General features: G+C 72.8%; 6 protein-coding genes. 1 reads left to right on the forward strand and 5 read right to left on the reverse strand.

Annotated elements, in window-relative coordinates:
• Window positions 1–120: 120 nt before the first annotated feature.
• Both ACZ6EJ_RS27595 and ACZ6EJ_RS27600 read right to left on the reverse strand, forming a co-directional pair.
• The gene (locus ACZ6EJ_RS27595; protein WP_469270915.1) at window positions 121–1,587 is read right to left on the reverse strand and encodes a sensor histidine kinase; all 1,467 of its coding nucleotides are present in this window, start codon (window positions 1,585–1,587) and stop codon (window positions 121–123) included.
• A gap of 416 nt (window positions 1,588–2,003) precedes the next feature.
• Window positions 2,004–3,086 (reverse strand): SIS domain-containing protein, encoded by a 1,083-nt coding sequence (locus ACZ6EJ_RS27600; protein ID WP_469270906.1) that lies wholly within the window; start codon window positions 3,084–3,086, stop codon window positions 2,004–2,006.
• A gap of 195 nt (window positions 3,087–3,281) precedes the next feature.
• Between ACZ6EJ_RS27600 and nagB the strand changes: the two genes are divergently transcribed.
• On the forward strand, window positions 3,282–4,067 hold the full coding sequence (nagB, locus tag ACZ6EJ_RS27605; RefSeq protein ID WP_469270908.1) for a glucosamine-6-phosphate deaminase: 786 nt from the start codon (window positions 3,282–3,284) through the stop codon (window positions 4,065–4,067).
• A gap of 184 nt (window positions 4,068–4,251) precedes the next feature.
• Here nagB and ACZ6EJ_RS27610 read toward each other — a convergent pair whose 3' ends face one another.
• Genes ACZ6EJ_RS27610 through ACZ6EJ_RS27620 form a run of 3 tightly spaced genes read right to left on the reverse strand, consistent with a single transcriptional unit; the run spans window position 4,252 to window position 7,655 of the window.
• Complete coding sequence (locus tag ACZ6EJ_RS27610; protein ID WP_469270910.1) at window positions 4,252–5,781, reverse strand: glycoside hydrolase family 3 protein; 1,530 nt, start codon at window positions 5,779–5,781, stop codon at window positions 4,252–4,254.
• A 9-nt stretch (window positions 5,782–5,790) separates the two neighbouring features.
• Window positions 5,791–6,651, reverse strand: coding sequence for a carbohydrate ABC transporter permease (locus ACZ6EJ_RS27615; protein WP_469270912.1), 861 nt, complete (start codon window positions 6,649–6,651; stop codon window positions 5,791–5,793).
• The gene (locus ACZ6EJ_RS27620) at window positions 6,648–7,655 is read right to left on the reverse strand and encodes a carbohydrate ABC transporter permease (RefSeq protein WP_469270913.1); all 1,008 of its coding nucleotides are present in this window, start codon (window positions 7,653–7,655) and stop codon (window positions 6,648–6,650) included. The genes ACZ6EJ_RS27615 and ACZ6EJ_RS27620 overlap by 4 nt, the downstream gene beginning before the upstream one ends.
• Between the last annotated feature and the right edge of the window lie 199 nt (window positions 7,656–7,854).

Raw genomic sequence — 7,854 nt, forward strand, 5'->3', positions numbered from 1 at the left:
CCCCCCCCCCCCCCCCCCACCCCCCCCCCCCCCCCCCCCCCCCCCCCCCCCCCCCCCCCCCCCCCCCCCCCCCCCCCCCCCCCCCCCCCCCCCCCGCTCCGCTGTGTGCGGCCGCCGCGGCTACTTGTCGGCCCGGACCGGGACGTCGAGCACGACCTGCGTGCCGCGCCCGGCCGCCGGGACCATGCCGAACGTGCCGCCCAGCTCCCCCTCCACCAGCGTCCTGACGATCTGGAGGCCCAGGTTGCCGGCGCGCTGCGGGTCGAACCCCTCGGGCAGGCCGCGCCCGTCGTCGGTGACGGTGATCAGCAGCCGGCCCTCGGTCGGGGAGCCGCCGCGCACGGCGGAGACCTCCACCGTGCCCTGGTCGGCCACGGCGAACGCGTGCTCCAGGGCGTTCTGCAGGATCTCGGTGAGCACCATGGAGAGCGGGGTGGCGACTTCCGCGTCGAGGACCCCGAAGCGGCCGACGCGCCGGCAGCTCACCCTTCCCGGCGAGATCTCCGAGACCATCGCGATGACCCGGTCGGCGATCTCGTCGAACTCGACCCGCTCGTCCAGGTTCTGGGACAGCGTCTCGTGGACGATGGCGATCGAACCGACGCGCCGGACGGCCTCGTTGAGCGCCTCGCGGCCCTGCTCGGAGTCCATCCGGCGGGCCTGGAGCCGCAACAGGGCGGCCACCGTCTGGAGGTTGTTCTTCACCCGGTGGTGGATCTCCCGGATGGTCGCGTCCTTGGTGATCAACTCGCGTTCGCGGCGGCGCAGTTCGGTGACGTCGCGGAGCAGGACGAGGGAACCGATGCGGACGCCCTTCGGCTTGAGCGGGATGGCCCGCAACTGGATCACCCCGCCCGCGCACTCGACCTCGAACTCGCGGGGCGCGTAGCCGCTGGCGACCTTGACCAGCGCCTCGTCCACTGGGCCGCGGGACGGGGCCAGTTCGGCGGTGGTGGTGCCGAGGTGGTGGCCGACCAGGTCGGAGGCGAGGCCGAGCCGGTGGTAGGCGGAGAGGCCGTTGGGGCTCGCGTACTGGACGACGCCGTCCGCGTCGAGCCGGATCAGCCCGTCGCCCACGCGCGGGGAGGCGTCCATGTCGACCTGCTGGCCGGGGAAGGGGAACGCCCCGGCCGCGATCATCTGGGCCAGGTCGGACGCGGACTGGAGGTAGGTCAGCTCCAACCGGGACGGGGTGCGCACGGTGAGCAGGTTGGTGTTGCGGGCGATGACGCCGAGCACCCGGCCCTCCCGGCGTACGGGGATGGACTCGACCCGTACGGGGACCTCCTCGCGCCACTCCGGGTCGCCCTCGCGCACGATCCGGCCCTCGTCCAGGGCGGCGTCCAGCAGCGGGCGGCGGCCCCGCGGCACCAGGTGGCCCACCATGTCGTCCTGGTAGGAGGTGGGGCCGGTGTTGGGGCGCATCTGGGCGACGGAGACGTACCGCGTGCCGTCGCGGGTCGGGACCCACAGCACGAGGTCGGCGAAGGACAGGTCGGAGAGCAGTTGCCACTCCGAGACCAGCAGATGGAGCCACTCGAGGTCGGTGTCGCTCAGAGCGGTGTGCTGGCGGACGAGGTCGTTCATGGAGGGCACCCGTGGAGCGTACCTGGGGGCGTCCCACGCGTTCGAACCGCTCGCCGCCGGGGCGCGCGCTCCCCGGCGGCCGGCGCCCGGCGGGCGGGCGCGGAAGACGGCCGAAGAATGTCGTGCACGCGGATGGACACCGGCAATTGGTCTAGTCCACAATGGGCGCACCACGACCTCCGCCCTCCCCGCACAGGAGGGCGGATCGAGGCGCCCGGCGCTCTCTGCCCTGACCGCGCCGCGCGCCTCAGTGGCCGGAGGCACCGCACACCGCCGGCCGAGCGACTCCGGGCTGCGGCGCCGGGTGGGCTGAGGGTCCCACCCCGGCGCCGCGGCCCGCGGGTTCCTCCGGGGCCGCGCACCGCACGCCTCCCGCCGCGCCGCGCATCCGGCGCCTTCCGGGCCCCGCGCCGGCGTCAGTGCGTCTCGGTCACCTTCGCCAGGGCGCGCGGCGAGTCGGGGTCCTGGCCTCGGGCGATCGTCACCTCGTACGCCAGCAGTTGCAGCGGCAGGATCTCCAGGACCGGCTGCACCTGCTCCCCCACCCCCGCCGTGGGCAGCGAGAAGCCCGCCGAGGCCGCCTCCACCTGGGCCTTGGGGCCGACCACGAACAGGTCGGCGCCGCGCCCGCGCAGCCGGTCCAGCACCGGTCGCAGGGCCTCGCCGCCCCGCCCGTCGGGGACGACGGCGATCACCGGGGAGATGTTGTCGACCATCGCCAGCGGCCCGTGCAGCAGGTCCGCGCCGGAGTAGGAGAGCGCGGGGATGTAGCTGGTCTCCATCAGCTTCAGCGCCGCCTCCTTGGCCGTGGGGTAGCCGTAGCCGCGCGAGGTGATCACCATGCGCTCGGCGAAGCGGTAGCGGGAGGCCAGCGCCTTGACCTCGGCCCGGCGGCCCAGGACGGCGCCCGCGAGGTCGGGCAGGGCCGCGGCGTCCGCCGTGCCGTCCCGGCCGCCCAGCCCCTCCACGAAGAGGTACAGGGAGAGCAGGGAGGCGGTGTACGTCTTGGTGGCCGGGAGCGCCCGCTCCGGGCCCGCCAGGATGTCGATGTGGAACTCGGAGACCGCCGCGAGCGCGGAGTCCGGGTTGTTGGTGACGGCGAGGGTGACGGCCCCGGCCGCCCGCGCCGCCTTCGTGGAGGCCACCAGGTCGGGCGAGCCGCCCGACTGGCTGACCGTGACCACCAGGACGTCCCGGAGGTCCGGCGCGGCCCCGTAGGCCGTCGTGGTGGACATCGACGCCAGTCCGCAGGGCAGCCCGCGCCGGATCTCCAGCAGGTACTTCGCGTAGAGCGCCGCGTTGTCCGACGTGCCGCGCGCGGCGAGGAGGACGAAGCGGGGCTTCCTGGCGGCGATCCCGGCGGCCGTCTCGCGGATGCGGGGCGCGCCCTGCTCCAGGATGCGGCGCAGCATCGCGGGCTGCTCGGCCATCTCGCCGGACATCATGCGGCCGGGCTCGTCGCCCTGGCCGCTCCGGTCGGCCCAAGGGGTGGCGGACATCGGGGACCTCCCACGCGGTGTCGGCTGCGGTGTCGCGTACGGGGCGCGGTCGCGCCGCCCCACCGACCAAGTCGACCAGGCATCGGAGGGGTCCGCCAGTGGGCGGACCGTTCACCGCGCGGCTGCCCGATTCTGCTAGATTGGCCCCTGATTGGTCTATACCACAGGCTCTCTAGTCAGATCGGCAGGCACAGCGTGGAAGTTGTCATCGTCCCGGACGCCGCGGCAGGCGGCGAACTGATCGCGGAGGCCATCGCCGCGCTGCTCCGCCGCAAGCCCGACGCCCTGCTCGGCGTTGCCACCGGCTCTACCCCGCTGCCCATCTACCGCGCGCTCGCCGCGAAGGTCTCCTCCGGCGCGGTCGACGCCTCGCGCGCCCGGATCTGCCAGCTCGACGAGTACGTCGGGCTGCCCGCCGGCCACCCGGAGTCCTACCGCTCCGTGGTGCTGCGCGAGGTCGTCGAGCCGCTCGGGCTGTCCGAGGACGCCTTCATGGGCCCCGACGGCTCGGCCGAGGACGTCCAGGCCGCCTGCGAGGCGTACGACCGGGCGCTGGCCGAGGCCGGCGGCGTCGACCTCCAGTTGCTGGGCATCGGCACCGACGGGCACATCGGCTTCAACGAGCCGTGCTCCTCGCTCGCCTCGCGCACCCGGATCAAGACGCTGACCGAGCAGACCCGGATCGACAACGCGCGGTTCTTCGACGACGACATCGACCAGGTGCCGCACCACGTGATCACCCAGGGCATCGGGACCATCCTGGAGTCCCGCCACCCGATCCTGCTGGCCACCGGCGAGGGCAAGGCGGAGGCCGTCGCCCAGACGGTGGAGGGCCCGGTCGCCTCGATCGTGCCCGCCTCGGCGCTCCAGTTGCACCCGCACGCCACCGTGGTGGTCGACGAGGCCGCCGCGTCCAAGCTGAAGCTCGCGGACTACTTCCGCGCCACGTACGCGGCGAAGCCGTCCTGGCAGGGGCTGTAGCCGCTGCCGGCGCACACGGCGGAGGGGGGGGGGGAGGGGGGGGGGGGGGGGGCCGCGCCCCCCCCCCCCCCCCCTCCGCCGTGTGCGGCCCGTCCGGCGAGAGGCTTCCCCTCGATCGCCGGACGGGCCCGGACGAGGCCGGTGGAGGGGGTCGGCTCGCGCCGCCCCGGACCGGCCCCGCGCGTCAGGCCCCCGCCCCCGTGAGCGCCTCCGCCGCGGCCAGGCCGCAGACGCGGGCGGCGCCGTGGGTGGCGACGTGGAGCGATCCCCTCGGCGGGGACTGGGGCAGGCCCATCTCGACGACGACCGTGTCCGGACGCGCCGCCAGCAGGGCGTCGAGCGCGGCGCCCATCCACGGGTGCCGGTGCTCGTCGCGGACGACGGCGACGATGCGCCGCTCCCCCGCGGCGCGGATCGCCTCCGCCGCCGGATCGGCGCTCTCGCCGTTGTAGGTGTCCGTGCCGGTGCCGGGCAGCAACCGGGCCAGGTCCGCGGCGACGCCCCACGGGGTCTCCCCGCCGACGGCGATGTTCGCCACCGGGTTGAACGCGGCGACGTACGCCGCCCCGGTCAGCCGGTCGCCCGAGCCGGTCACCCGGACCGCGCGGCGGGCGGCCACCAGGCCGATGTCCGATCCGGCTCCGGTGCCGGGCGCGGTCCCCTCCTGCACTTCCGCGCCCGGCTCCGGAACGTCCCCCCGAACCCTCTGCGTCCAGGACGCGAGGGCCCGTACTCGGGCGGCCGCGTCCGCGAGCCGCTCCTCGGGCAGCTCCCCGGCGCGCACGGCCGCCACGAGGGCGTCCCGCAGCCGCAGGACCGTCTCCTCGTCGGCCAGGCCGCCGCCCACGCAGATGGCGTCGGCGCCCGCCGCGATCGCGAGGACGGAGCCCCGCTCGATCCCGTAGGTCTTGGAGATGGCGTCCATCTCCATGCCGTCGGTGACGATCAGGCCGTCGTAGCCCAGCTCCCGGCGCAGCAGTCCGGTGAGGATCTGCGGGCTCAGGGTGGCCGGGCGCTCCGGGTCGAGGGCGGGCAGCAGGATGTGCGCGCTCATGACCGACCGGGTGCCCGCCGCGATGGCCGCCCGGAAGGGCTCCAGCTCGCGGGCGTGCAGGGTCTCCAGGTCCACGTCGATGCGGGGCAGCGCGTGGTGCGAGTCGACCGCGGTGTCGCCGTGGCCGGGGAAGTGCTTGGTGCAGGCGGCGACGCCGGCGGCCTGGAGGCCCTCGACGTACGCGGCGGTGTGCCGGGCGGTCAGGGCGGGGTCGGCGCCGAAGGAGCGTACGCCGATCACCGGGTTGCCGGGGTCGGAGTTGACGTCCGCGGACGGCGCCCAGTTGAGGTTGACGCCGCACTCGGCGAGCCGGCGGCCCAGCTCGCGGGCGACGGCGCGGGTGAGCCGGACGTCGTCCACCGAGCCGAGGGCGAAGTTCCCCGGGAAGGAGGAGCCGTCGCGGACCTCCAGGCGGGTCACGTCGCCGCCCTCCTCGTCGATGGCGACGAGGATGTCGTCCCGCTCGGCGCGCAGCCGCTCGGTGAGGGCGGCGAGCTGCTCGGGCGAGGTGATGTTGCGGCCGAACAGCCCGACGGAGGCGAGTCCCTCACCGACGCGGCGCAGCAGCCAGTCGGGGGCGGTGGTGCCGGTGAAGCCGGGCTGGAGCACCGCCAGCGCGTCGCGCGTCACGGTGTCCGTGGTGGAAACCAGGGTGGTCATGGGCCCGCACTATCCCTTCACGGCGCCGGATGTGAGGCCCGCGGCCATCTTCTTCTGGATGATCATGAAGAACACGACGACGGGGAGGGCGATCATGGTCGAGGCGGCCATGAGGGCGCCGTAGTCCGTGCCGCGCTCGGTCGTGAACGTCATCAGCCACACGTTGAGCGTGTACTTGGAGTTGTCGTTGATCAGGATGTACGCGAAGAGGTACTCGTTCCACGCGTTCACCAGGGCGAAGATCGACGCGGCGGCGAGTCCGGGGGCCAGCAGCGGGAAGATCACGCGGCGGAAGGCCCCGAAGCGGGTGCACCCGTCCACCATCGCCGACTCCTCCAGCTCCACCGGGATGTTCACGACGAAGCCGCGGATCATGATGGTGGCGAAGGGCAGGGTGGAGACCAGGTAGACGACGATCAGGCCCCAGTACTCGTCGATCCCGCCCATGGCGTTGAGCTGGGCGTAGATCGGGATGAGCATCGCCGTCGGCGGCAGCATCTGGACCAGGATCATGATGAGGATCAGGGCCTTGCGGCCGAAGAACCGGAAGCGCCCGATGGCCAGGGCCGCCAGCGTCGCGATGATCATGCCGCCGACCACCGCGGTCACGGCGACGATCAGGCTGGACTGGATGGCGGTGCCGAAGTTCGGCTGCTCGGTGGCCCGGACGAAGTTGTCGAAGGTGATCGACGAGGGCCACAGGGTCTGGTCGTAGCTGCGGATCTCCCGGTTGGGCCGCAGGGCGCTGATGACCAGCCAGTAGACCGGGAAGACCATGACCAGGGCGATGCCGAGGCCGAGGAGGTCGAAGTGGAGCCGGCCCTTCTTCCGGTCGGGCCGGAGCACCTGTGTTTCGGTCGAGCTGCTCATTCGACCTCTCCCGTCTTCATGAGCTGGCGCAGGTAGTACACGGCCACGCCGGACAGCAGCAGCACCGTGATCAGAGCGATGGCGGTGCCCTGGCTGAAGGAGGTGGACTCGAACGCCTTGGAGTAGGAGTAGAGGCCGAGGGTCTCGTACTCCGGCTCCGGCTTGTTGCCGCGCAGCAGCCAGATCTGGCCGAAGACGTTGAAGTCCCAGATCACCGAGAGGGTGGCGACCATGGTGAACACCGGCTTGATGACCGGCCAGGTGACGAACTTGTAGATGCCGTAGCTGCTGGCGCCGTCGAGCGCGGCGGCCTCCTCCAGCTCCTGCGGGACCTGGGTGAGGGCGGCGTACAGGGTGACGACGACGAACGGGATGGCGCCCCAGACGACCAGCAGGGTGATGATGGCGAAGCCCTGGATCGGGTCGAGGTACCAGTTGTGGCCGAGCCAGTCCTCACCGACGACCTTGGCGATCAACGTGTTGATCAGGCCGTAGTCGGAGTCGGCCATGAACCGGAAGATCGAGGCGGCCACCATCAACGGCATCGACCAGGCGGCGATCAGAGCCACCGTCAGGACCAGCCGGACCCAGTTGGAGAGCTTGCGCATGAGCAGGGCGACCAGCAGGCCGATGCCCATGGTCAGGGTCACGCAGATGGCCATGAAGACGATCGTGCGGAAGGTCACCCACCAGAACTCGGGGTCGCCGAGGATGTTGGTGAACTGTTCGAAACCGACCCAGGGGGCGGGTTCTCCGGACCACAGCTCACGCCGGCCCATGTCCTGGAAGGACATGATGACCGTCTTGCCGAGGGGGTAGAGGTAGACGGCGGCGATCGCCAGGATCGCCGGGAGGATCAGGAAGTACGGGAGCAGCGCCCCCTTCTTCCGCTTCCTCTGCGGCGGCCGGGGCGCGCCGTCGCCGGCGGGCGGCTTTCCGGTCGGCTGCGGCTCGGGCGGTACGGGGACCGGCGGCCCGGCGGCCTTGGTATCAGCGGCAGACACGTGGCTGACCTTCCATCGCGGGTCCGGGGCGCACCCCGGAATTCACGGCTTTCACTTGCTGGAAAGGAGCGGGGGGGGGGGGGGGGGGGGGGGGGGCCCCCCCCGGGGGCGCCGAAAGGTGGGAGTTCTTTTTTGTTCATCCCTTGATCCTGCTTTTGGGCCTCTTTCTGGTGTCTGTGGAAGAGGAGGCCCTTGGGGT

It is taken from the genome of Streptomyces sp. NPDC041970 (assembly GCF_055588985.1).